Source organism: Bradyrhizobium sp. ORS 86 (assembly GCF_045571475.1).
In the GTDB taxonomy this organism is placed as follows: Bacteria; Pseudomonadota; Alphaproteobacteria; order Rhizobiales; family Xanthobacteraceae; genus Bradyrhizobium.
The window spans coordinates 3,950,832-3,971,700 of the sequence record NZ_CP120699.1 but is presented as its reverse complement, the minus strand read 5'-3'; the positions used below and the strand labels follow the sequence as shown (position 1 = coordinate 3,971,700).

General features: G+C 63.7%; 23 protein-coding genes. 16 read left to right on the top strand and 7 right to left on the bottom strand.

The window, feature by feature from the left end; all coding sequences use genetic code 11:
* Nucleotides 1–120: 120 nt before the first annotated feature.
* Both P6U25_RS18315 and P6U25_RS18310 read right to left on the bottom strand, forming a co-directional pair.
* The gene (locus P6U25_RS18315; protein WP_407146159.1) at nucleotides 121–348 is read right to left on the bottom strand and encodes a hypothetical protein; all 228 of its coding nucleotides are present in this window, start codon (nucleotides 346–348) and stop codon (nucleotides 121–123) included.
* A gap of 108 nt (nucleotides 349–456) precedes the next feature.
* Entirely contained in the window at nucleotides 457–759 is a 303-nt protein-coding gene (locus P6U25_RS18310; protein WP_407146158.1) for a hypothetical protein, read from the bottom strand.
* A 68-nt stretch (nucleotides 760–827) separates the two neighbouring features.
* Between P6U25_RS18310 and P6U25_RS18305 the strand changes: the two genes are divergently transcribed.
* Both P6U25_RS18305 and P6U25_RS18300 read left to right on the top strand, forming a co-directional pair.
* Nucleotides 828–1,022 carry a DUF3072 domain-containing protein gene (locus P6U25_RS18305; protein WP_407146157.1) on the top strand — a complete coding sequence of 65 codons (195 nt, stop codon included), beginning with the start codon at nucleotides 828–830 and terminating at the stop codon, nucleotides 1,020–1,022.
* 76 nt (nucleotides 1,023–1,098) lie between these two features.
* Nucleotides 1,099–1,353, top strand: a complete 255-nt coding sequence (locus P6U25_RS18300) for a hypothetical protein (protein WP_407146156.1) — start codon at nucleotides 1,099–1,101, stop codon at nucleotides 1,351–1,353.
* Nucleotides 1,354–1,525: 172 nt separating this feature from the next.
* Here P6U25_RS18300 and P6U25_RS18295 read toward each other — a convergent pair whose 3' ends face one another.
* Complete coding sequence (locus P6U25_RS18295) at nucleotides 1,526–1,783, bottom strand: hypothetical protein (RefSeq protein WP_407146155.1); 258 nt, start codon at nucleotides 1,781–1,783, stop codon at nucleotides 1,526–1,528.
* A gap of 111 nt (nucleotides 1,784–1,894) precedes the next feature.
* On the opposite strand from P6U25_RS18295, the gene P6U25_RS18290 reads away from it, so the two are divergent.
* Complete coding sequence (locus tag P6U25_RS18290) at nucleotides 1,895–3,964, top strand: ATP-dependent helicase (RefSeq protein ID WP_407146154.1); 2,070 nt, start codon at nucleotides 1,895–1,897, stop codon at nucleotides 3,962–3,964.
* A gap of 213 nt (nucleotides 3,965–4,177) precedes the next feature.
* On the opposite strand, the gene P6U25_RS18285 is transcribed toward P6U25_RS18290, so the two are convergent.
* Nucleotides 4,178–4,429 carry a PilZ domain-containing protein gene (locus P6U25_RS18285; RefSeq protein ID WP_407146153.1) on the bottom strand — a complete coding sequence of 84 codons (252 nt, stop codon included), beginning with the start codon at nucleotides 4,427–4,429 and terminating at the stop codon, nucleotides 4,178–4,180.
* 265 nt (nucleotides 4,430–4,694) lie between these two features.
* Between P6U25_RS18285 and P6U25_RS18280 the strand changes: the two genes are divergently transcribed.
* From P6U25_RS18280 to P6U25_RS18270, 3 genes are read left to right on the top strand one after another with little or no spacing between them, the layout of a single operon-like run.
* The gene (locus P6U25_RS18280; RefSeq protein ID WP_407146152.1) at nucleotides 4,695–6,101 is read left to right on the top strand and encodes an MFS transporter; all 1,407 of its coding nucleotides are present in this window, start codon (nucleotides 4,695–4,697) and stop codon (nucleotides 6,099–6,101) included.
* Nucleotides 6,102–6,111: 10 nt separating this feature from the next.
* Nucleotides 6,112–7,299, top strand: coding sequence for an acyl-CoA dehydrogenase family protein (locus tag P6U25_RS18275; RefSeq protein ID WP_407146151.1), 1,188 nt, complete (start codon nucleotides 6,112–6,114; stop codon nucleotides 7,297–7,299).
* A gap of 24 nt (nucleotides 7,300–7,323) precedes the next feature.
* On the top strand, nucleotides 7,324–7,725 hold the full coding sequence (locus P6U25_RS18270) for a VOC family protein (RefSeq protein ID WP_407146150.1): 402 nt from the start codon (nucleotides 7,324–7,326) through the stop codon (nucleotides 7,723–7,725).
* A 258-nt stretch (nucleotides 7,726–7,983) separates the two neighbouring features.
* On the opposite strand, the gene P6U25_RS18265 is transcribed toward P6U25_RS18270, so the two are convergent.
* The gene (locus tag P6U25_RS18265) at nucleotides 7,984–8,733 is read right to left on the bottom strand and encodes a Spy/CpxP family protein refolding chaperone (protein ID WP_407146149.1); all 750 of its coding nucleotides are present in this window, start codon (nucleotides 8,731–8,733) and stop codon (nucleotides 7,984–7,986) included.
* Between the two features lie 475 nt (nucleotides 8,734–9,208).
* On the opposite strand from P6U25_RS18265, the gene P6U25_RS18260 reads away from it, so the two are divergent.
* From P6U25_RS18260 to P6U25_RS18225, 8 genes are all read left to right on the top strand, one after another.
* Nucleotides 9,209–10,549, top strand: a complete 1,341-nt coding sequence (locus tag P6U25_RS18260; protein ID WP_407146148.1) for an ABC transporter substrate-binding protein — start codon at nucleotides 9,209–9,211, stop codon at nucleotides 10,547–10,549.
* A 113-nt stretch (nucleotides 10,550–10,662) separates the two neighbouring features.
* Nucleotides 10,663–11,595: a carbohydrate ABC transporter permease gene (locus P6U25_RS18255; protein ID WP_407146147.1), complete on the top strand. Its 933-nt coding sequence runs from the start codon at nucleotides 10,663–10,665 to the stop codon at nucleotides 11,593–11,595.
* A complete protein-coding gene (locus tag P6U25_RS18250; RefSeq protein ID WP_407146146.1) occupies nucleotides 11,595–12,506 on the top strand; it encodes a carbohydrate ABC transporter permease in 912 nt (303 codons plus the stop codon). The genes P6U25_RS18255 and P6U25_RS18250 overlap by 1 nt, the downstream gene beginning before the upstream one ends.
* A gap of 4 nt (nucleotides 12,507–12,510) precedes the next feature.
* Nucleotides 12,511–13,611, top strand: coding sequence for an ABC transporter ATP-binding protein (locus P6U25_RS18245; protein WP_407146145.1), 1,101 nt, complete (start codon nucleotides 12,511–12,513; stop codon nucleotides 13,609–13,611).
* 29 nt (nucleotides 13,612–13,640) lie between these two features.
* Nucleotides 13,641–14,630 carry a hydroxyacid dehydrogenase gene (locus tag P6U25_RS18240; RefSeq protein WP_407146144.1) on the top strand — a complete coding sequence of 330 codons (990 nt, stop codon included), beginning with the start codon at nucleotides 13,641–13,643 and terminating at the stop codon, nucleotides 14,628–14,630.
* A 67-nt stretch (nucleotides 14,631–14,697) separates the two neighbouring features.
* Entirely contained in the window at nucleotides 14,698–16,122 is a 1,425-nt protein-coding gene (locus P6U25_RS18235) for an amidase (protein WP_407146143.1), read from the top strand.
* Between the two features lie 68 nt (nucleotides 16,123–16,190).
* Nucleotides 16,191–16,745, top strand: a complete 555-nt coding sequence (locus P6U25_RS18230; protein WP_407146142.1) for a hypothetical protein — start codon at nucleotides 16,191–16,193, stop codon at nucleotides 16,743–16,745.
* Nucleotides 16,746–16,831: 86 nt separating this feature from the next.
* The gene (locus tag P6U25_RS18225; protein ID WP_407146141.1) at nucleotides 16,832–17,605 is read left to right on the top strand and encodes a transporter substrate-binding domain-containing protein; all 774 of its coding nucleotides are present in this window, start codon (nucleotides 16,832–16,834) and stop codon (nucleotides 17,603–17,605) included.
* Between the two features lie 93 nt (nucleotides 17,606–17,698).
* Here the strand turns inward: P6U25_RS18225 and P6U25_RS18220 are convergent, their stop codons facing one another.
* Together P6U25_RS18220 and P6U25_RS18215 are read right to left on the bottom strand one after the other, a co-directional pair.
* Nucleotides 17,699–18,103 carry a cupin domain-containing protein gene (locus P6U25_RS18220; protein WP_407146140.1) on the bottom strand — a complete coding sequence of 135 codons (405 nt, stop codon included), beginning with the start codon at nucleotides 18,101–18,103 and terminating at the stop codon, nucleotides 17,699–17,701.
* A 23-nt stretch (nucleotides 18,104–18,126) separates the two neighbouring features.
* Nucleotides 18,127–18,825, bottom strand: a complete 699-nt coding sequence (locus P6U25_RS18215; RefSeq protein ID WP_407146139.1) for a ribonuclease activity regulator RraA — start codon at nucleotides 18,823–18,825, stop codon at nucleotides 18,127–18,129.
* 213 nt (nucleotides 18,826–19,038) lie between these two features.
* Here P6U25_RS18215 and pxpB point away from each other — a divergent pair, with 213 nt between their 5' ends.
* A complete protein-coding gene (gene pxpB, locus P6U25_RS18210; RefSeq protein ID WP_407146138.1) occupies nucleotides 19,039–19,770 on the top strand; it encodes a 5-oxoprolinase subunit PxpB in 732 nt (243 codons plus the stop codon).
* Nucleotides 19,767–20,801, top strand: a complete 1,035-nt coding sequence (locus P6U25_RS18205) for a biotin-dependent carboxyltransferase family protein (RefSeq protein WP_407146137.1) — start codon at nucleotides 19,767–19,769, stop codon at nucleotides 20,799–20,801. Before pxpB ends, P6U25_RS18205 begins: the two co-directional genes overlap by 4 nt.
* The last annotated feature ends 68 nt before the right edge of the window (nucleotides 20,802–20,869 follow it).

Genomic DNA, 20,869 nt, shown 5'->3' with positions numbered 1-20,869 from the left:
TAATCAAGCGAGAAAACTGTGATGACCGGGCTTGTGGAGACAACGAACCAAGTCTGTTAATCGCAACGGGAAAATAAAGTTCCTTGGGCCGGGAACTTTTCCTGCCTGCGACGCTGACGGCTAGCGAGGCGGCCAGGTCCGCCGGACCAGTCGTATCCGCTCGATCCTGCCGCATCTGCTGCAGCGATACTGGAGAATGTCCTTGCCCCGACTGTCGGGATAGCTGGTCTCGAGCCGCATGGTCTTGTTGCAGGCGACGCAGGAAATCAGCGTCAAGAGCGGACTGCGATCGTCATTCATCGATGTCCGCGGTGGCGCGGTCGGATCGGCGATCATTGCGCTGGACAATGCAACGGCATCCCTCATCAACGAGAAAATGCCGATCCCGCACGTCAGTTCCCGCCCGAAGCTTCTTTCGGGTCGGCAGGGCCGATGCGGCCCTCGTGTCGTCGCAGATCAAGCCCGGACGAGATGGCCAGGTCCAGATTTACGCTTGTCGAGCTTCGTCTTCACTGCGGGGCGATCTCCGTGGCTCCGGCTCAAGCGTTCGCGAACAGTTGGGAGATGATCGCCGCCGCCGGCGGCTTTCCAACGGCTGATCAACTCGGCCACCTCGGCCCGCATTGCCATCAGCCGGTACGACGCCTCACTGCAATCGAGATCATGATTGATCTGCTCCCGGATCGCGGCTTCGACCAGAGTCATTTCAGTGCGCAAAGCGCTGATCTTGCGGCGGATTTCATTAATCTTGTTGTCCATGGCTTGTTGGAACAAAAATAGAACATATTGTCAAGTCACGAGATGGCCAACGAGGTGGAAATATGGGCATGGCAGCACTGAGATTTGGTGGGGTCGCAGAGCGCGTCGGCACGCAGATGACCCGCGCTCAGGCGGTCCGGTTGAAAAGCCTCGCCGAGGAGGCCTACCAGCCGAAGCAGTACACGAGAGATCTGACACGCGAGGAAGCCGAGCGGCGCATCAATGCCCTGAAGGCGGAGATCGCGTTGGCCGACTCCTTCTGAGACGTCTGCCCTCGACGGCACCCGGCGACGCAGCTAGAGCTGTTCGCGTTGTTGCCGCCTGCCCGGAGAGCCTCGCGTGCTGGAACTTGAGAAGCGATCACCGCTCGCGTTCCCGATCGCGTTGAACAACGGGCGGATGTTGGAGACCGTCGGCGACGCCGCGGATTACCTGTCCAAGCTGCATTCGGACCAACGCGAGCGCCCGCATTGGAAGATGGTGATCATGATGTTCAACAACGCGATGCGCGAGCCGCGCTACCTGAGAACCGCGACCGTGAATCTCCGGTCGGCGCTTGTGTATGACCGGCTCGTCGACGACACCGGTCTCTGACTGTGGTGTCGCTGCTACAGCCGAATCGATCGCCATTTCGTAAGGGCATTTCCGTTATGGCCGCAAACAAGGTAACGGCGGTACACACCACGGCCTGAGGCTGATCGTGCTTCGGCCGCCATCTGGGGCCGCCGCGGAGGGCCGAGGCGGCCCGTCTCTTTTGTGGATCTATTCAGAGCATCCTGGCGCGGACGAACAGCGCGCGCAGCGCGTTGGTCGCCTGCACCGTCAGCATTGCGTTGCCGGCCGCCTTCTCGAGTGCCACAACGGCATCATCGTGCAGCGAGCGGAATTCCATCCATTCGACGGAGTTGAGATTGGTGATGAAGCGATAGGCCTGGCCGACCGTCGCAAGCGTCACCGTCTCGCCGTTCAGCCTCACCTTGAATGTCGCCTTGAGCGGCGTATCGGATTTGGACGGATCACCCATGGCGCGGTTGTGCAATCTGCTGCGCCAATGTCAATGCAATTTCTTCGCTCCAGGCTGCCACATTGGCCCCAATCGTGGCGATGTCTGTTAGCGTCGAGCGGGGGGTGATTCGTGCCTGATCTTGCCAACGCAACCTATCTGGACGCGCTCAATCCCGAGCAGCGCCGCGCGGTCGAGCATGGTGTCGCCGCCGATGGAACCATCGGACCGCCGCTGTTGGTCATCGCAGGTGCGGGGTCGGGCAAAACCAACACCCTCGCCCATCGCGTGGCGCATCTGATCGTTGCGGGCGCCGACCCGCGCCGGATCCTGCTGATGACGTTTTCGCGTCGCGCCGCCGGCGAGATGGCCGCTCGCGTCGAACGCATCGCACGCCGCGTGCTCGGTGATCGGGCCTCGGTGATGACGGATGCGCTGAGCTGGGCCGGCACGTTCCACGGCATCGGTGCACGGCTGCTGCGCGAGTTTGCCGAGCGGGTCGGGCTCGATCCCGCATTCACGATCCACGACCGCGAGGATGCCGCCGATCTGATGAACCTGGTCCGTCATGATCTCGGTTTTTCCAGGACGGAGAGCAGGTTTCCGACCAAGGGCACTTGCCTTGCGATCTATTCGCGCTGCGTGAATGCGGAGATGCCGATCGAGACGGTGCTCGGCCAATCGTTCCCCTGGTGCGCGGGCTGGGCCAACGAACTGAAGCAACTGTTCGCAACGTACGTCGAGACCAAGCAGCAGCAGAACGTGCTCGATTACGACGACCTCCTGCTCTACTGGGCGCAGGTGGTCACGGAGCCGACTCTGGCGGACGAGATCGGTAACCGCTTCGACCACGTGATGGTCGACGAATATCAGGACACCAACCGGCTGCAGTCCTCGATCCTGCTGGCGCTCAAACCGGGCGGCCGCGGATTGACTGTCGTTGGCGACGACGCGCAGTCGATCTACTCCTTCCGCGCTGCGACCGTGCGCAACATCCTTGATTTTCCGGGCCAGTTCAGCCCGGCGGCCGAGATCGTCACGCTCGATCGCAACTATCGCTCGACCCAGCCGATCCTCTCGGCAGCCAACGGCGTGATCTCGCTCGCTAAGGAACGCTTCACGAAAAACCTGTGGACCGACCGAATCTCGACGCGCCAGCCGCTGCTCGTCACCGTCCGTGACGAGGCCGATCAGGCCCGTTACGTCGTCGAGCAGGTCCTGGCGACCCGCGAGGAAGGCACGTTCTTGAAGCACCAGGCCGTGCTGTTCCGGACCTCCTCGCACAGCGGGCCGCTGGAGGTCGAGCTGACCCGCCGTAACATTCCGTTCGTGAAGTTCGGTGGCCTCAAATTCCTCGACGCGGCGCATGTCAAGGACATGCTGGCGCTGCTGCGCTTCGTCGCGAACCCGCGCGACCGTGTTGCGGGATTTCGTATTCTGCATCTGCTGCCCGGCGTCGGGCCGGCTTCAGCTCAGCGTGTGCTCGACCGCATGGCGGAAGCGGCCGATCCGGTCGCCGCGCTTGTTTCGCTCCCCGCGCCGCCTCGGGCCGGCGCGGATTGGCGGCTGTTTGTCGAGGCGGTCGAAAACCTCCGCTACTCGGAGTGGCCGGTCGACATCGAGCGAGCGCGCCTATGGTATGAGCCGCATCTCGACCGCATCCATGAGGACAGCGAGGTTCGCCGCGCCGACCTGATTCAGTTGGAGCAGATTGCGACAGGCTATCCATCGCGCGAACGCTTCCTCACCGAACTGACGCTCGACCCGCCGGATGCGACCAGCGATCAGGCCGGCGTGCCGCTGCTGGACGAGGACTATCTGATCCTGTCGACGATCCACTCGGCCAAAGGCCAGGAGTGGAAGTCCGTTTACGTGCTCAACGTCGTCGATGGCTGCATGCCGTCGGACCTCGGCGCCGGTACATCGGCCGAACTCGAGGAAGAGCGCCGCCTGCTCTATGTCGCCATGACCCGCGCCAAGGACGATCTCCACCTCCTGGTGCCACAGCGCTTCTTCGTGCATGGCCAGGCCGCCAGGGGCGACCGCCACATGTACGCCTCGCGCACCCGGTTCATCCCGGAAAGGCTGCTACCGATGTTCGAGCGAACCTCCTGGCCTCGCGCGACCGCTGCGGAACCTTCGTCGGCAAACCGTGCCTCGCCGATCGACATCCGCGCCAGGATGCGCGGGATGTGGCGCTGAGCCGTCGGAGAAGAGTTTTCAGGAACACGGAACGAACCGGGGCGCCACGGCGTTGAGGCGCTGTTCGTAATCGGCAAACGACCATCCCGACGGCTTCGGCACATCGTCCTAAGGACGCGCCGAGGCCGTCTTTTGTTGCTGGAAACAGCGTCCCCAGTTGATCAAAGCCCGTGAGGGCATCGCGGGCCCGATTGAGGCCCCGCCGATCGCCGTTCAGGCTGTCGCCACGAAGCTCACACCGATCCGGGTCTTCTTGCTCCAGATCACCTGGCACTCGTAGACCACCGAGGCGTCGCTGGCCAAAACCAGGCGAAAGCGATGCGGGACGTAGGCTGGGTTCTCGACTTCGATGGCCGCGCCCTCAGGCGAGATGTTCACGATCACGCAATGCATGACGGCGCCGCCCGACGAGACATAAGCGGGCTCGTTGACCTCCGTTCGCGGATGCTTACGCTTTTCGTCCATCCGGCTTAACCCTTGACCGTCCACGCGCCGAGCCTTGGCGATTGACGGCGAATGAGTCAACGGCGCGACGCCATCACACCAGGCTTTCGCACCGCGATTTGTGCGAAGCAGCAGGCCGAACGCGTATCGCCTGGGTGCAGACGAGCCCCGCGTCAACGCCGGCTTGTCGTTCGCGACACCGGAAGGATAGCCTCACGGCGTCGGCGGTGCGATGGCGCGACGCCCGCCCTGAACAAGAAAAGAACAGGCGCCAAGGGGAGACGCCATGTTCGAGATTCTCGATCGCCGGACGACTCTGACCGGCAACCAGATCAAGATCCTTGCTGCCGCGATTATTGGCGATGCGTTGGAATTCTTCGACTACTTCCTGATCGGCTTCGTGCTCGCTTTCCTGATCGGGCCGTGGAAACTCACATTCGGCCAGTCCGCCACCGTGCTGATGAGTTCGGGCATCGGCGCTATTATCGGCGCCTATCTCTGGGGCTGGCTCGCCGACCGGATCGGACGCCGCATCGTGTTCATCGGCACGGTGCTGAATTTCTCGATCGCGACCGGCCTGCTCTATTTCACACCGGACAATGGTTGGATCTATCTGGCGATCCTGCGCTTCTTCGTCGGCACCGGCGTCGGAGGGCTTTATTGTGTGGACCTGCCGCTGGTGCAGGAGTTCATGCCTTCGCACAAGCGCGGCTGGGTCGGCGGCCTCGTCACCTGCGTGATTCCGCTCGGCGTCGGAATTGGCGCCGTGCTGGGGGCATTCGTGGGCACCGACCAGTGGCGGCTGTTGTTCGCGATCGGCGTATTGCCGTCGCTTCTTGTGCTGCTCGTGCGGATATGGGTTCCGGAGTCGCCGCGCTGGCTGTGCCGGCAAGGGCGCTATGACGAAGCCCGCAAATCGCTGGCCTGGGCATTGCAGGTGCAGCCGTCGGACCTACCGTTGCCGACCGCGGCTGACGCCGGTCCGATCATCAAGACGAGTTGGCTTGACCTGTTCAAATACCCGCGCAGCCTGCTCGTCTCCTGGCTCGGCAATGCCGGCGCGCAAACCGGCGTCTACGGCGTTACGCTTTGGGCGCCCGCGCTGTTCGTGCTGCTCCTCAAGGTGACCCCGCAGCAGGCCGCCAAGATGATGATCCTGCTCAGCATCTCCGGCTTCATCGGCCGCGTCGCATTCTCTTATTTCTCGGAGTTGCTGGGACGGCGCACCGCGGGCGGTCTGCTCGGCTTCGGAGCCGGCGCGCTGACGATCATTGCAGGCTACCACTATGACGCGACGCTGTTCGGCATGTCCGCCTTCTGGCTGCTGCTGGGTGCCGCGTTCTTCTTCGCCGACGGCGGCTTTGCGATCGTCGGGCCCTACGCGGCGGAGGTCTGGCCATCGCATCTGCGCACCACTGGCATGGGCTCGGCCTATGGCTTCGGCGGCATCGGCAAGATCATCGGGCCCGTCGGCCTTGCCCTGATCGTCGGCTCGAACAACTACCTCAAGCCGGATGTGCCGCTGACCCAGATTCCGACCGCCTTCGTCTATCTCGGCTGCTGGTTCCTGATGGCGGGCGTCGTCTATTACTTCTTCGGCCTGGAAACCCGGGGCAAGTCGATCGAGCAGATCGATAAGGAGCTGAACGCGGCGGCCGACGTCGCGGCCTCGGCGACGATCCGGCAAGCCTGACGGAGGCGTCATGACCATGACCTCAGACGATCTTGTCGGCGATTGCGAAGTGATCGCCCGCGCCGAAGCAATCCGGGGCGACGTCGCCGCTGCCTCCGACAACATCGAGACAATGCGCCGGCTGCCGCCCGATGTGCTTGACCGCCTGCACGAGGCTCGGCTGTTCCGCCTGTTGCTGCCGCGCTCGTCGGACGGGATCGAGACTGATCCCGTCACCTTCTTTCACGTCATCGAGACCATTGCCGAGGCCGATGCCTCGACGGCGTGGTGCCTGAGCCAGGCCGGCGGCTGCGCGATGTCGGCGGCCTATCTCGACCTGCCGGTGGCGCGGGAGATCTTTGGTGAGCCGCGCGCCGTGCTCGCCTGGGGGCCGGGGCCGAAGGTCAAGGCTGTGGAATGCGAGGGCGGCTATCGGGTCACGGGCGTCTGGTCGTTCGCCTCGGGCGGCCGGCACGCCACCTGGCTCGGCGCCCACTGCCCAATCTATGCAGCCGACGGCTCGCCCAAACGCGACGCCAATGGCGAGCAGCTCGAGCGAACCATGCTGGTGCGGACCGAAGACGTCGAATGGACCGACATCTGGAACACGGTCGGCCTGCGCGGCACCGCCAGCGACCAGTTCGCGCTCAATGACTTCTTCGTCCGCTCCGACCATTCGATCACCCGCGAGTTCGACCGCGAATGCCGTGAGGCCGGTCCGCTGTACCGAATGAGCAACCACACCTGCTATCAGATCGGCTTTGCCGGCGTTGCCTGCGGCATTGCCCGCAGCGCGCTCGACAACTTCGTCGATGTCGCCCGCAACAAGGTGCCGCGTGGCATGAAGAGCCCGATCCGGGACAATGCGGTGGTGCAGTCGGGCCTGGCGCAGGCCGAGGTCAATCTACGTGCTGCCCGCGCTTTCCTGCTGCAGTCGATGGCCGATATCTGGAAGGATCTGGTTGCCGGCCAGAGCATTACAGTCGCGCAACGCATGACCATCCGGATGGCGGCAACGCACGCGATCCACAAGGCGCGCGAAGCCGTCGACTTTGCCTACAACGCCGCTGGCGCCACCGCGATCTTCGAGGGCCATCCGCTCGAACGGCGCTTCCGCGACATCCACACCGTGACCCAGCAATTGCAGGGCCGGCTCAGTCACTTCGAGACGGTGGGCGCCTGGATGCTGGGTGCCGACGCGGACCTCGCCTTTGTCTAACCTGACTTCTCAAGGAGAAGAACCATGCCATTGGGCGGACTGCAGCATTACACCATCGAGCCACAGGACCTCGAGAGGCCCAAGGATTTCTATTGCGACGTGCTTGGCCTCGAGAACGGTGATCGCCCGCCACTCGATTTCCCCGGCTACTGGCTCTATTCGGGCGGCCAGGCGACGGTCCACCTGATGGGCACCCGCAAGCCGCGCGAGGGCATCGTGGTGCGCGGCACTGAAAAGAAATACGAGGACACCGGGCGCCTCGACCATATCGCCTTCGCCGCCACCGACGTCCACGGGGTTCGCAAGCGTCTGCAGGCCATGAACGTCCAATTCCGTGAGCAGATCGTGCCACGGACCGGTGACACCCAGATCTTCCTCTACGACCCCGATGGCATCGGCGTGGAGTTGAACTTTCCGAAGAGCTGAACTGAGATCGTGGGATCGCCCTACCCCTGATCGGCCGGCCGGCGGTCCGGTCGGTCCCTCGTTCATTGACGGCATCCGGTTCCCGACAAGGCCCCAACTCGGCCATCAGTCGGGCGCGATCCGGTCCGTTTTTCTTCAAGATTGAATGACGATGTGGCGCCGCCGCGCCGCTGCGGCAGGATAGCCGGGAGTCGCGCCTTTAACCTACCCCAGGGCCTGGCGGCCCGGCTATTCGTCGCGGCTTGGTCCTGCTCGTCGTCAGTCGAGCCCGCGCTCGTGGCTGAGGCGTACCATTTCATTGACGAATATCTGTTTCTGCTTGTCGTCCAGAGTGGCGTAGAGCGGCTCAGCCGCATCAGCGACGTTGCGCTGATCGACGGCGCGATCGTTGAGGAACTGGGCCTCGTTGCGCATCTGCTCGATGATGTCGTCGGGCGGATCGCGTTGCGCCCGCGCGATGCGCAAGTTGACGCGGTCGGCACCATTGTGCCCGAGATAGTGCATCGCGCTGCTAAATCCGGGCCATTGCTTCTCCTGCTCGGGCGTCAGGTTCAACTCCGTCTTGATCCGTTCGATGTTGGCGTCGCTGTTGGCGACGATCTGCTCGGCGGTGAGTTGCGGCGCCCCCTCCTGGGTCAGCACGGCCGGCTGCTTCGTTCCCCGGTCTTTGGCAGCCTTGGCTGACTTCGTGCCCCTGATCCCCTGCCTGTCGCCCGGAGCCGGTTGAGACTGCGCGTTCTTGCCGGCTGCGTTACTGGGAGTGTTGGCATTGTTGCCGGTGAAGACGCCGGTGACGCCGGTCACCACCCCGACTACCCCTCCGATCGCGCCGCCGAGGACGCCGCCGACCGGTCCGGCGGCCTTCGAACCTTCGCGAGCCCCGTTTTCGACGCCCTGCACGATCTGCGCATCGACGATGTGGGGCGTCGCAAGCAGCATGGCGGTGACCGCTCCGACCGCGGCGCACAGTTTCCACCGCGCATGCGGCCTCGCAACCGGGATAGGCATGATCGGATCTCCATGATCGCTGATGAGATTGAAGGCTTAGAGTTCATGCGGGCAGTGCGTCTCGTCGACCGATCCAAAGCTTAACGTTTCCGGCTTTGCCAAGTCTATCGGCGGCGCGTGTGACGCTGACGACCTGCCCGCCGCCTGCTCCGCCTTGATGCCAGGCAGGGAACCTGCGGCTCAACGGCGCACCGTCGCAACGGCTGTGCGCGACTGCTCACGCGTGCGACGCAGCATGATCGCCGAAGCCGCTGCAATCGGCCTGCAATCGCAATCACGCGCGCGAGATTGCCTGCGATTTGACCACAACATTAGTTCAATGCGTGCCGCTCTGTGATTTCTCGACAGACGCCGGCAATTCTGTTCTGATCGGCAACAACGAAATCTCACGACGTCGCGCAAACGCGGCGCAGAGAAGAATAACAATGAGATTTCCAAAGTCTTTTGTCCGTCGGCTCGCCAGGGAGGGAATGCCATGTCACGGAAGAAGCTTTCACGACGACAATTCGTTACTGCGACAGCGCTGTCGTCGGCGGCGCTGATTACAGCCCCTTACGTCCGTGGCGCCTACGCTGCCGGCAAGCTCTCGATGGGCTTCTGGGACCACTGGGTGCCAGGCGCCAACAAGGCCTCAACTGAGTTGGTCAACGAATGGGCCGCAAAAGAGAAGGTTGAGGTCCAGCTCGACTACATCACGAGCCAGGGCAACAAGAACATCGTGACAATCGCCGCAGAGGCCCAGGCGAAATCCGGTCACGACATTTTCCAGATGCCGACGTGGTGGCCGCAGTCCAACGCCGAGCTGCTCGAGCCGGTCAATGACATCATGGAGCCGCTCATCAAGCTGAACGGCGAGGTCAACGGCACGGTCAAGTATCTCGGTCAGGCCGATGGCAAATGGCTCGGAGTTCCCGCCAGCGTCGGCAGCCAGATCAAAGGCCCCTGCTCGCGCATCGACCTCATGAAGAAGCTCGCCAACATTGACGTGCAGGCGATGTATCCGGCCGGAAGCCCGCCAAAAGCCGACAACTGGACGCTGGATACATTCCTGAAGGCAGCGGAAGCTTGTCATAAGGGCGGCTACCCATTCGGGATCGGTCTCGGCGAGACCAGCGATAGCGTCGACACCGCAGGCGCGATCTTTCAGTCATTCGGCGCGCAGCTCGTCGACGCCAAGGGCAACCTGACGGTCAAGACCGACGCCGTGCGCCAAGCCCTCGACTTCTACAAGAAGCTGATCGCCTTCCTGCCGCCCGACGTCTCGGCCTGGGACGATGCCTCCAACAACAAGTGGCTAGTATCCGGCAAGGGTGCGATGATCATGAACCCGCCAAGCGCATGGGCGGTCGCCAAACGCGATGCGCCGCAGGTGGCGGAGCAATGCTGGACCCACGGCTTCCCGGCCGGGCCCAAGGGACGCTTCGCCCCCTACCTGCCGTTCTTCTGGTCGATCTGGTCGTTCTCCAAGAACAAGGAGGCAGCCAAGAGCTTGCTGTCGTTCCTGTCGCAGCCGGCATCGATCGAGAAGATGGTGGTCGCGAGCGGCGGGTATGATCTGCCGGCCTACGAGAAGCTCACGACCTTGAAGGTCTGGGCCGAAGAAGAGCCGCCGAAGGGCACGCTCTACCATTATCCGAACCCCTACAACCATCAGACGCTGTCGATTGCGGCCTCGCCGGCGCCGCCCAAGGTCGCGCAGCAAATCTACTTCCAGGCCACGCTGACCAAGATGTGCCTGAGATACTACCAGGGTGAGAGCATGGAGAGCACGCTCGCCTGGGCCGAGGGCGAGTGCGAAGGCTTCATGCGAAGCTGACGACAACCTGAGTCCTCGAAGGCCAGCGACGTCAGCCGCACGAGGGCTCACCTTCCATACCGGCCGCCCTTTGGCGGCCGGTCCTACAACCAACCGCGCAAAGGACCTGCGTCATGGTTGATGTCACTCTGCAGTCGAACCGCGTCGCGACAGCCTCGCGCAGGCGCACCAGCTTACGCAACGCGCTGCGGCGCAAGTCGATGGTCGCGTTCCTCATGACGCTGCCCTTGATCCTCCTCGTTGCCGTACTCGTGCTTTATCCGGCGCTTTATTCTCTGCACCTGGCGACGCTGAACAAGGCGATGACGAAATTTGTCGGCTTCGGCAATTTCGAGTTCCTGTTCAGGCGCGACACCTTCTGGCTGGTGGTCAAGCAATCCTGCATTTTCGCCATCTCGGCAGTAATCTTCAAAGCACTGATCGGCTTCATCGTCGCGCATTTCGTGCACAACGTGCCGGCCAAGAAGCAGCGGAAATGGCGCGGCATGCTGCTGGTGCCATGGGTGATCCCGCCGGCGATGAGCACGCTGGCCTGGCTCTGGCTGTTCGACCCCTCCTACAGCGCGTTCAACTACACGCTCTCGCTGTTCGGTATCGGACCGATCCCGTGGACCGGCGACGCGATGTGGGCGCGGTTCTCCGTTATCCTGGTCAACGTCTGGTACGGCGCGCCGTTCTTCATGATCATGTATCTGGCGGCGCTGAAATCGGTGCCCGAGCAGCTCTACGAGGCGGCCGCCATCGATGGCGCCAACTGGTGGCAGCGCATTTGGTATGTGACGCTGCCGATGATGCGCAACATCATCGCGATCACGACCCTGTTCTCGCTGATCGTGACCTTCGCCAATTTCGACATCGTGCGCATCCTGACTGCCGGTGGTCCGCTCGACCACACCCACATCTTCGCAACCTGGGCATTCCGCGTCGGCATCGAGGGCAGCGATATTCCGCTCGGCGCCAGCGTCTCGTTGTTCATGGTGCCGATCCTGGCAATCGCGGCGATCTTCATCCTCCGCGACGTCACCAAACGCGGGAACGAAGCCTGATGAGCACGGTCACGATCGACAAGTCCGGACCTCGACGGAAGGTCAAATACGGCAGCATGAGCCGCGACCGCGCCTGGGCGCTGCGGTGGTCCTATTTCTTCCTGGTGCTGTTTGCGATCTTCTCGCTGACGCCGCCGCTTTATATGCTGATCACCTCGCTGAAGAGCAGTGCTGAAATCTCGGCGGCGACCAATCCATGGTGGGTCTTTCACCCCACGCTGGAGAACTACGTCAGCCTTCTCACCTCGAACCAGTTCCTGCGCTTCTTCTGGAATTCGGCCTGGGTCTCGATCATCGTGGTAACCATCACCATGCTGATCAGCGTGCCGGCCGCCTTCGCGCTGGCGCGGATGAAGTTCTGGGGCTCGGCTACGCTCGCGACCGGAGTATTCCTCACCTATCTCATTCCGGACAGCCTGCTGTTCATTCCGCTGTTCAAGATGTTCGCGCAGTTCGGCGACTGGACCGGCATTCAGCTCGTCAACCGCTGGTACGTTCTGCTGTTCATCTATCCGACGCTGACGGTGCCGTTCTGCACCTGGATCATGATCGGCTATTTCGCCTCGATCCCGAAGGAGCTCGATGAAGCCGCGATCATCGACGGCGCGAGCTGGTTCCAGACACTGACGCGGATCTTCATCCCGGTTGCGCTTCCCGGCCTGATCGCAGCGACGATCTTCGCCTTCACGGTGTCCTGGGCACAGTTCCTCTATCCACTGGTGTTTACGACGTCGACCGATCAGCTCGTGCTGCCGGTCGGAATCATCACCACCCTGATCAAGGGCGACGTCTTCAATTGGGGGCAGATCATGACCGGCGCCCTGCTCGGCGCCGCGCCGCCGCTGATCATCTACGCGTTCCTAATGGACTACTACATTGCCGGCCTGACCGCCGGTGCGACAAAGGGTTGAACTCATGGCAGACGTGACGTTGCGCAAAGTGGTGAAGCGTTATGACGATGTCGAGGCGGTGCGCGGCATCGATCTCGACATCGCCGACCATGAGTTCGTGGTGCTGGTCGGACCGTCCGGCTGCGGCAAGTCGACGACGCTGCGGATGATTGCCGGCCTCGAGGACATTTCCGACGGCGACATCATGATCGGCGGTGACGTCGTCAACGACGTGCCGCCGAAGGACCGTGACATCGCGATGGTGTTCCAGAACTACGCGCTGTACCCGCACATGACAGTCGCCGAGAACATGTCGTTCGGGCTGCGGCTGAAGCACTATCCGAAAGCCGAGATCAAGACCCGGGTCGCCGAAGCCGCGCGCATGCTCGACATCACCGACCTGATCGACCGCAAGCCGAAGCAACTCTCCGGCGGCCAACGCCAGCGCGTCGCGATGGGACGCGCGATTGTGCGCAATCCGAAGGTCTTCCTGTTCGACGAGCCGCTGTCCAACCTCGACGCCAAGCTGCGCGTGCAGATGCGGATCGAGATCAAGAAGGTGCACCAGAAGGTTCGCACCACGACCGTGTACGTCACCCACGATCAGGTCGAGGCGATGACGCTGGCCGACCGCGTCGTGGTGATGAACCACGGCCGCATCGAGCAGATCGGCACGCCGAACGAGCTCTACCACAAGCCGGCGACCCGGTTCGTGGCGAGCTTCATCGGCTCGCCGGCGATGAACTTCGTGCCGTGCCGGCTCGAGGACGACGCAGGCAGGCTCCAGATACGGCTGACCGACCGCCTCGCCTTCCCGGTGCCGCCACAGCGGGCGGCCCGCTACCAGACCGTGCCGCGGACCGACAAGCTGCTGCTGGGCATCCGGCCCGAGCATCTCGCCGAGTCCAGACCGCATGCCGAGCCCGGCGTCGAGCCGTTCGACGCGCAGCTCGACGTTACCGAGCCGATGGGCATGGAGACCCTGGTCTATTTTACGCTCGACGGCACCCAGGTCTGCGGCCGGGTAAGCCCCAATGCCGGCGCGCAGGATGGCAGCCCGCTCCGATTGGCTGTGGACCTCAACAATATGCATTTGCTAAACGAGGTGACCGGCGCCGTCCTTTGACGGCGCACAAGAAACCTCAAGGGCAGGAAATGGCCACCAACAAGAACAAGATTTTTGTCACCCAGACATTGTCGCCGGGGGCACGCGCTCTCCTCAACGAGCGGGACGACATCGAACTCATCGAGTTTCCCAACCTGATCTCAGCCAAGGATTTCCAGGCCATGCTCGAGCAGCACGCGCCGGTGCATGGCGTGGCGCTCGGCGCGACCCGGTTCGGCGAAGCTGAGCTTGAGGCATCCAAGGACATGAAGGTGGTGACGCGGATCGGTGTCGGCTACGACGCCGTCGACGTGCCCGCGCTATCCCGCCGCAAGGTCCCGCTGATGGTCGCAGGCACCGCAAACTCCCCGTCGGTCGCCGAACAGGCGCTGTTCATGATGCTGACGCTGGCCAAGCGCGCGCAGGAAATGCACGCCATGGTGAAGGAAGGTACCTGGGCGAGCCGTCTCGGTGTGTTGCCGTTCGATCTCTACGGCAAGACGGTTCTGATCGTGGGCTTCGGCCGCATCGGCACGCGCACCGCCAAGCGCTGCCTGGCGATGGAAATGAATGTGCTGGTGTACGATCCCTACAAGTCCGCCGCGGAGATTACGGCGGCCGACTGCGAAGCGGTGCCTGACCTCGACGCAGCACTGCCGCGTGCGGATTTCGTCACCATCCACTGCCCGAAGGCGCCGGAGACGGTCGGCATGTTCAACGCGGCCCGGCTCAGGCGGATGAAGCCGACCGCATACCTCATCAACACCGCGCGCGGCGGCATCGTCGATGAAAGGGCGCTGCACGATGCACTGGTCTCGGGCAAGCTCGCCGGTGCCGGTCTCGACGTCTTCGAAGTCGAGCCGCCGCCGGTCGGCCAGCCCCTGCACGACTTGCCGAACGTGATCATGGCGCCGCACGTCGCCGGCGTTACCGTCGAGGCGGTCGATCGGATGAGCGAGCAGACAGCGCGCAATATCCTGAGCGTTCTGGACGGCAATCCGCTGCGCCAGAACATCATCAATCAGGACGTCCTCGACTGAGCTTCAGTCTCCCTCATTCGCGCCGCGGCCGATCCAGTCGGTCGGCCCGGCGATGCGGAGCATCCATATGGGTTTCAAGGAATTCGGAAATTACGACGCGGTTGGTCTCGCGGAGCTCGTCCGCAAGAAGGAAGTGACTCCAAAGGAGCTGCTCGACGAGGCGATCGCGCGTACCGCAAAGGTTGACCCCCAGATCAACGCGGTCGTTGTCAAGCATTACGATTATGCCGAGCACCAGATCGCCAAGGGTCTGCCTGACGGCCCCTTCACCGGCGTGCCGTTCCTCCTGAAGGATCTCGATCCGCTCGAGGGCACGCGCACTACGTCGGGCGCCAGCCTGCTGAAAGAGTTCGTCGCCGATCACAACAGCACGCTGGCCCAGCGCTTTCTCGACGCCGGCGTCACGATTTTCGGCAAGAGCTCGAGCCCGGAATTCGGGCTGATGCCGACGACGGAAACCCGCCTGTTCGGGCCAACCCGCAACCCGTGGAATCTCGATCACTCCTCGGGCGGCTCCTCCGGCGGCGCCGGCGCGGCGGTCGCGGCGCGCATCCTGCCGGTCGCGCATGCCAGCGACGGCGGCGGCTCGATCCGGATCCCCGCCTCCGCCTCCGGCGTGTTCGGCATGAAGCCGACCCGGGCGCGCAACCCGGTCGGCCCCGACCGCGGCGAAGGCTGGGGCGGCTTCTCCGTCGGCCATGTGCTCAGCATCAGCGTCCGCGACAGCGCAGTGATGATGGACGCGGTACACGGTCCCGAACCATCGAGCCCCTATGTCGCGCCGCCTCCGGAGCGGCCGTTCTCGCAGGAGGTGGGCCGCGATCCGGGCCAGCTCCGTATCAGCTTCACCGACAAGTCACCCTACGGCGATGCGATCGACCCGGAGATTGCCGCGGCAGTTCGCGATGTCGCCAACCTCCTGGCTGGCCTCGGCCATCATGTCGAAGAGCGTGCGCCCGTGCTTGCTGCCGATCCAGCTCCGGTGATGACCGCGATCGTCGGCGGCAACACGGCGTTGACGGTGCGGCTGCTCGAGCAACGGTTCGGCCGTGCTTTGACTTCCGACGATGTCGAGCACCTGACACTCGCCAGCGCACAGAATTCCCTCAAGCTGACACCGGCGGATTACGTCGCCGCTCAGCTTGCCGCGTTCCAGATTTCACGCGGGCTCGCGACCTTCTTCGAAGGCTGCGACGTCTTCCTCAGCCCGACGCTGTGTGCGCCGCCACTTCGACTCGGCGAGCTGAACACGATGTCCGAGGACCTGAGCCACATCGCGCCGGTCCTGCGCCGCTACATGCCGGGCACCTCGATGTTCAACATGTCCGGTCAGCCGGCGATGTCGGTGCCGTTGGCCTGGAATAAGGCCGGACTCCCGCTCGGGATGATGTTCGCGGCCAAACTCGGCGAAGAAGGACGCCTGTTCCGTCTTGCCGGCCAGCTCGAGCAGGTCCGCCCGTGGCGCGACAAGCGCCCACCGATTTGTGCTTAGGCTGACAAACGGCAGCTAGATCAGGTAGATAGAGTCGCGCCGGCGAACCCTTGCCTGGAGACCGAATCGTGCCTCACGACGACCCGACCGACAACGCGCTTGCGGCGATCGCGAGCATTCTCGACCAGTCGACCACGCCTCCTGGACTGGCCAAGGCGGCGGACAATCCGCCGGCCCCGGCTGCCCCAGTCGAGGAGCCGTCGGCGGCCGTATCGCTGCCTCCGCCTCTGCCTCCGTCGGACGACCCCTTGCCGAGCGAGCCCACGCAGGCCGAGCCGATGCCAAGCGAAGCAGAGCAAATCCAGCCGGAGCCGATCCTGCCGGTCGAGGTCAAGGTCCAACCGATTGAGGCCAACGGCTATTCCAAAGCTGGCCCTGGTCCGATGGCGGCACTTCGCTTCCGCTGGACGGTGCGTGAGGACGACGGACGCTATTACGTCGACGAGATCCTGGGCGAGGGATCGACGCCGCTGGTCAACGGTCCCATGGAGGCGAACGCGGCGATCAAGTTCGTCGACGATCGCGAGGCCGAGGCACGGCAGCGCTTCGAGCATTTCAAGCAGGAGATGATCAGCCGCACGGTGCCCGCCGGTCCCGTCCCCAGGGACAACAACGAGCCCTAGCTTATCGAGGTCGGTGCCGGCCGTTGACCGCTAGCGACGCTGGCGTGAGCCGGTTACTGCGATGATCGGAATTGTCGGAGAAGTTGATGTTTCGTGTATTGGTCAGCCTCGCCATGGCCCTGCTGTTGTCTGTGGCTCACGCGCAGCAAGCGCCGTCTCGCCTCGACGACATTTTGAAGCGCGGCACGCTGCGCGTCGGCATGACCGGCGACTATCTGCCCTTCACGTATCTCGACAAGGAGACAAAGACGTTCCGCGGCTTCGACGTCGATATGGCGCAAGCGCTCGGCAAGGCGCTCGGAGTCAAGGTCGAATTCGTGCCGACGTCCTGGCCGCAAATGATGAAGGATTTCGAGGCCGACAATTTCGACATCGCGATGGGCGGCGTCTCCATCACCTTCGACCGGCAGAAGAAGGGCCTGTTCTCGACCCCGATCATGCGCGAAGGCAAGACTCCGATTGCGCGCTGCGCCGACCAGGGCAAGTACGACACGCTCGCCGAGATCGACAGGCCGGGCATCCGCATCGTCGTCAATCCCGGTGGCACCAATGAGCGCTTCGCGCGCGCTAACGTAAAGAGCGCGGAGATCCGTGTGTTCAACGACAACACGAAGATCTTCGACGAAATCGCCAAGGGCGACGCCGACCTGATGATGACCGACGCGTCAGAGACACGCTATCAACAGAAGCTGCATCCGGGCGTGCTCTGCGCGGTGCATCCCGACAAGCCGTTCGACTTTGCAGAAAAGGCCTATTGGCTGCAGCGCGACGTGGCGCTGAAGGATTTCGTGGACCAGTGGCTCCACATCTCGAAGGAAGACGGCACCTACAAGAAGATCTACGCCGCATGGTTTGACTAGTCAGCCGAAGTCCATCACTTCGGCGCACTTGGTCGTGATCGAATGTCGTGGCCCGGATTGAGCGCCGCGCAATCCGGGCCACAGATCAGGGGCTCAGCCGACCTTGCCGTTGTATTCCTCGTCCGTGACGTGCTCCATCCAGGTCGAGTAGACGCCGTCGAGCGCCTCCTGCATGGCGATGTGGGTCATACCGTTGCCGGGCGATGCGCCGTGCCAGTGCTTCTCGTTCGGCGGAATCCAGACGACGTCGCCGGGACGAATCTCCCTGATGGGGCCGCCCTTGGCCTGCACCCGGCCGATGCCCGAGATCACATAGAGCGTCTGGCCGAGCGGATGGGTGTGCCAGGCGGTCCGTGCGCCGGGTTCGAACGACACGCGCGAGGCGTTCAGCCGCGCCGGTGCAGGCGCCATGTTGATGGGGTCCTGCAGCACGGTGCCGGTAAAATTCTCCTTCGGCGCGCGGCGGGTTGGCCGCGAGCCGGCAACGTGGATATCCATGGGCTTACCTCGCTCTTCTCAAGTTATTTCTTGCTGGCGGCGTAGCGTGCTTTGGTCTCGGCGTTCATCGGATAGAGCCCGGGCAATTGGGCGCCATTGTTCACCTCGTTGACGATCCACGCCTCCATCCGTTCCTGCTCCGGCCCTTCCGCCAGCACGTGGTCGAGGAACGCCTGCGGGATCAGCACCGCACCATCCTGGTCGGCGACGACGATGTCGTTCGGGAACACGGCAACGCCGCCACACCCGATCGGCTCGCCCCAGCCGACGAAGGTCAGGCCCGCGACCGACGGCGGCGCTGCATAGCCGTCGCACCACACCGGAAGGCCGGTGCCGAGCACGCCCTCCACATCGCGCACGACGCCGTCGGTGATCAGGGCGGTCACGCCGCGCTTGACCATGCGGGCGCAGAGGATGTCGCCGAAGATGCCGGCATCGGTGATGCCCATGGCGTCGACCACGGCAATGCAGCCTTCTGGCATTGCCTCGATCGCGGTGCGGGTCGAGATCGGTGACGACCAGGATTCCGGCGTCGCCAGATCCTCGCGAGCCGGCACGAAGCGCAGCGTGAAGGCGGGGCCGACCAACCGCTTTGTGCCCGGCCGCAGCGGCTTGGTGCCGCGCATCCAGACGTTACGCAGGCCCTTCTTGAGCAGGACCGTGGTGATGGTGGCGGTGGAGACGTGCGACAGCGTCGCGAGCGCTTCGGCAGACAGGGACATCGGGACTTGAGGCTCCGGTGGGAGGAAACAAACGGCTGCATCTTGCGGGGCGAAGCCCTTGCGTCAAGGGCCGTGGCGAAATCCTCCGATCATCCAAATTTATCGTCGGCATGCCGATTAATTTATTGAAGTTGCTGCATCATTTTGCACGCGGTGAATTCCGTTCCGGGCTAAAACACGCTAGCTTGATGCGCGACGAGTTTGCTTGACCCAATGGCCGACCCCTTAAGCCCTCCCCGCCTTTTGCCGAGTGGCGACAGTGCCATCACGGTGGAATTCAGCCGCACCATCGACGATGCTGCCAATCGGCGCGTGCTGGCGCTCGACCGCATCATCGCCGCGGAGCCGATTGCAGGCATCACCGAGACCGTGCCGACCTATCGCTCGCTGCTGGTGCATTACGATCCCGTGCAGATTGGCTTCGACGCGCTCGGCGAACAGCTTCTCGCGCGGGCAGCCCAGGCGCTGCCGACCGCGACTGGCGCACGGCGCTGGCGCATCCCCGTTGCCTATGGCGGCGAGAACGGCATCGACCTTGAGGACGTGGCGAAGGCGCTCGATACCACGCCGGACGAGATCGTCGCGCGTCACACAGCCGGTGATTATCGTGTCGCGATGATCGGCTTTACGCCCGGGTGGTCCTACCTGAGCGGCCTGGACGAGTTCCTACACATGCCGCGTCGGAAGGATCCGCGGCTGCTGACCCCCGCCGGCACCATTTCGATCGGCGGCATCCAGACCGGCATCCAGTGCCTTGCCGGCCCGAGCGGCTGGCATCTGCTCGGACGCACCGCTGTCAGGACCTACCAGCTCCATCGCGATCCGATTTTCCTGCTGGAGCCGGGCGACGCCATCACCTTCACGGCGGTGGATGCCAGGACTTTCGCCGAGCAGGACCGCGCCGCCGAAGCCGGCGAATTCATCGCCGAACTGGTGACGCCATGAGCAAGCTTGTCGTCGCCTCGATCGGTCCCGCAAGCTCGGTTCAGGACGGCGGCCGGCCGGGATCGCAGCGCTACGGCCTGACGCCGAGCGGCGCCATGGACCGGTTGGCGCTGGCCGCTGCCAATGCGCTGGTCGGCAACGAGCTGTTCGCCGCCGCGATCGAGATCGGCCCGTTCGGCGCGACCTTTACGGCGCGCGGCGGCGCCGTGCGGGTGGGACTTGCGGGTGCGTCACGCAATGCGGAGATCGGCGGCCGCGCGATCGCGGTCAACAGTTCCGCCGCGCTCGCGGACGGCGAGACCCTCACGCTTGGCTTTGCCCGCGGCGGATCGTTCAGCTACCTCGCGATTGAACATGGCATCGAAGGCGAGCCGATGTTCGGAAGCCTCGCGGTCAACGCTCGCGCCGGGCTCGGGAGCCCCTATCCGCGGCCATTGCAGGATGGCGACGAGTTGACGACGCAAGCTGCGAGCGGCGCGGCCGAGCGCCGGATCGAGCTGCCGGCCACCAATGACGCGCCGATCCGCATCGTGTTCGGACCGCAGGATGACGAATTCTCCGAGGAGAGCAAAAAGCTGTTTCTCGACAGCGAATGGAAAATATCGGCCACCAGCGACCGCATGGGCTACCGGCTCGAAGGTCCTGTCATCAAGCATCTCGACGGCCACAACATCGTGTCGGACGGCACGGTGAATGGCAGCGTCCAGATCCCGGGCAACGGCCAGCCGATCGTGCTGATGCCGGACCGCGGCACGAGCGGCGGCTATCCGAAGATCGCAACCTTGATATCAGCCGACTTCGGCCGCTTCGCGCAGATCTCGGCCGGCCGCCCGTTCCGATTCAAGGCCGTAACGATGGCCGAGGCGCAGGCGGAGGCAAGCAAGTTCCAGGAGCTGCTGCGCTCCCTGCCGGAACGACTGCGCGGCATCGAGGATTTCGGGCTCAACGTTGAAGCGCTAAGAGATGCTAACGTCGCAGGCCAGGCCGTCAGCGCCGTCGACGCCGCCACCTGGCAGGTCGCCGTGCCATAAGCATGATCCGGAAACGTGTGAGCGGTTTTCCTTCGCGGCACGTGCAATATGTTTGGAGATCATGCAAA

What these genes read in the sequence shown, in the direction of transcription:
- P6U25_RS18310 (WP_407146158.1), bottom strand. Translation starts at nt 759, where the DNA reads ATGGACAACAAGATTAATGAAATCCGCCGCAAGATCAGCGCTTTGCGC.
- P6U25_RS18305 (WP_407146157.1), top strand. Translation starts at nt 828, where the DNA reads ATGGCAGCACTGAGATTTGGTGGGGTCGCAGAGCGCGTCGGCACGCAG.
- P6U25_RS18295 (WP_407146155.1), bottom strand. Translation starts at nt 1,783, where the DNA reads ATGGGTGATCCGTCCAAATCCGATACGCCGCTCAAGGCGACATTCAAG.
- P6U25_RS18285 (WP_407146153.1), bottom strand. Translation starts at nt 4,429, where the DNA reads ATGGACGAAAAGCGTAAGCATCCGCGAACGGAGGTCAACGAGCCCGCT.
- P6U25_RS18280 (WP_407146152.1), top strand. Translation starts at nt 4,695, where the DNA reads ATGTTCGAGATTCTCGATCGCCGGACGACTCTGACCGGCAACCAGATC.
- P6U25_RS18275 (WP_407146151.1), top strand. Translation starts at nt 6,112, where the DNA reads ATGACCATGACCTCAGACGATCTTGTCGGCGATTGCGAAGTGATCGCC.
- P6U25_RS18270 (WP_407146150.1), top strand. Translation starts at nt 7,324, where the DNA reads ATGCCATTGGGCGGACTGCAGCATTACACCATCGAGCCACAGGACCTC.
- P6U25_RS18265 (WP_407146149.1), bottom strand. Translation starts at nt 8,733, where the DNA reads ATGCCTATCCCGGTTGCGAGGCCGCATGCGCGGTGGAAACTGTGCGCC.
- P6U25_RS18260 (WP_407146148.1), top strand. Translation starts at nt 9,209, where the DNA reads ATGTCACGGAAGAAGCTTTCACGACGACAATTCGTTACTGCGACAGCG.
- P6U25_RS18255 (WP_407146147.1), top strand. Translation starts at nt 10,663, where the DNA reads ATGGTTGATGTCACTCTGCAGTCGAACCGCGTCGCGACAGCCTCGCGC.
- P6U25_RS18250 (WP_407146146.1), top strand. Translation starts at nt 11,595, where the DNA reads ATGAGCACGGTCACGATCGACAAGTCCGGACCTCGACGGAAGGTCAAA.
- P6U25_RS18245 (WP_407146145.1), top strand. Translation starts at nt 12,511, where the DNA reads ATGGCAGACGTGACGTTGCGCAAAGTGGTGAAGCGTTATGACGATGTC.
- P6U25_RS18240 (WP_407146144.1), top strand. Translation starts at nt 13,641, where the DNA reads ATGGCCACCAACAAGAACAAGATTTTTGTCACCCAGACATTGTCGCCG.
- P6U25_RS18235 (WP_407146143.1), top strand. Translation starts at nt 14,698, where the DNA reads ATGGGTTTCAAGGAATTCGGAAATTACGACGCGGTTGGTCTCGCGGAG.
- P6U25_RS18225 (WP_407146141.1), top strand. Translation starts at nt 16,832, where the DNA reads ATGTTTCGTGTATTGGTCAGCCTCGCCATGGCCCTGCTGTTGTCTGTG.
- P6U25_RS18220 (WP_407146140.1), bottom strand. Translation starts at nt 18,103, where the DNA reads ATGGATATCCACGTTGCCGGCTCGCGGCCAACCCGCCGCGCGCCGAAG.
- P6U25_RS18215 (WP_407146139.1), bottom strand. Translation starts at nt 18,825, where the DNA reads ATGTCCCTGTCTGCCGAAGCGCTCGCGACGCTGTCGCACGTCTCCACC.
- pxpB (WP_407146138.1), top strand. Translation starts at nt 19,039, where the DNA reads ATGGCCGACCCCTTAAGCCCTCCCCGCCTTTTGCCGAGTGGCGACAGT.
- P6U25_RS18205 (WP_407146137.1), top strand. Translation starts at nt 19,767, where the DNA reads ATGAGCAAGCTTGTCGTCGCCTCGATCGGTCCCGCAAGCTCGGTTCAG.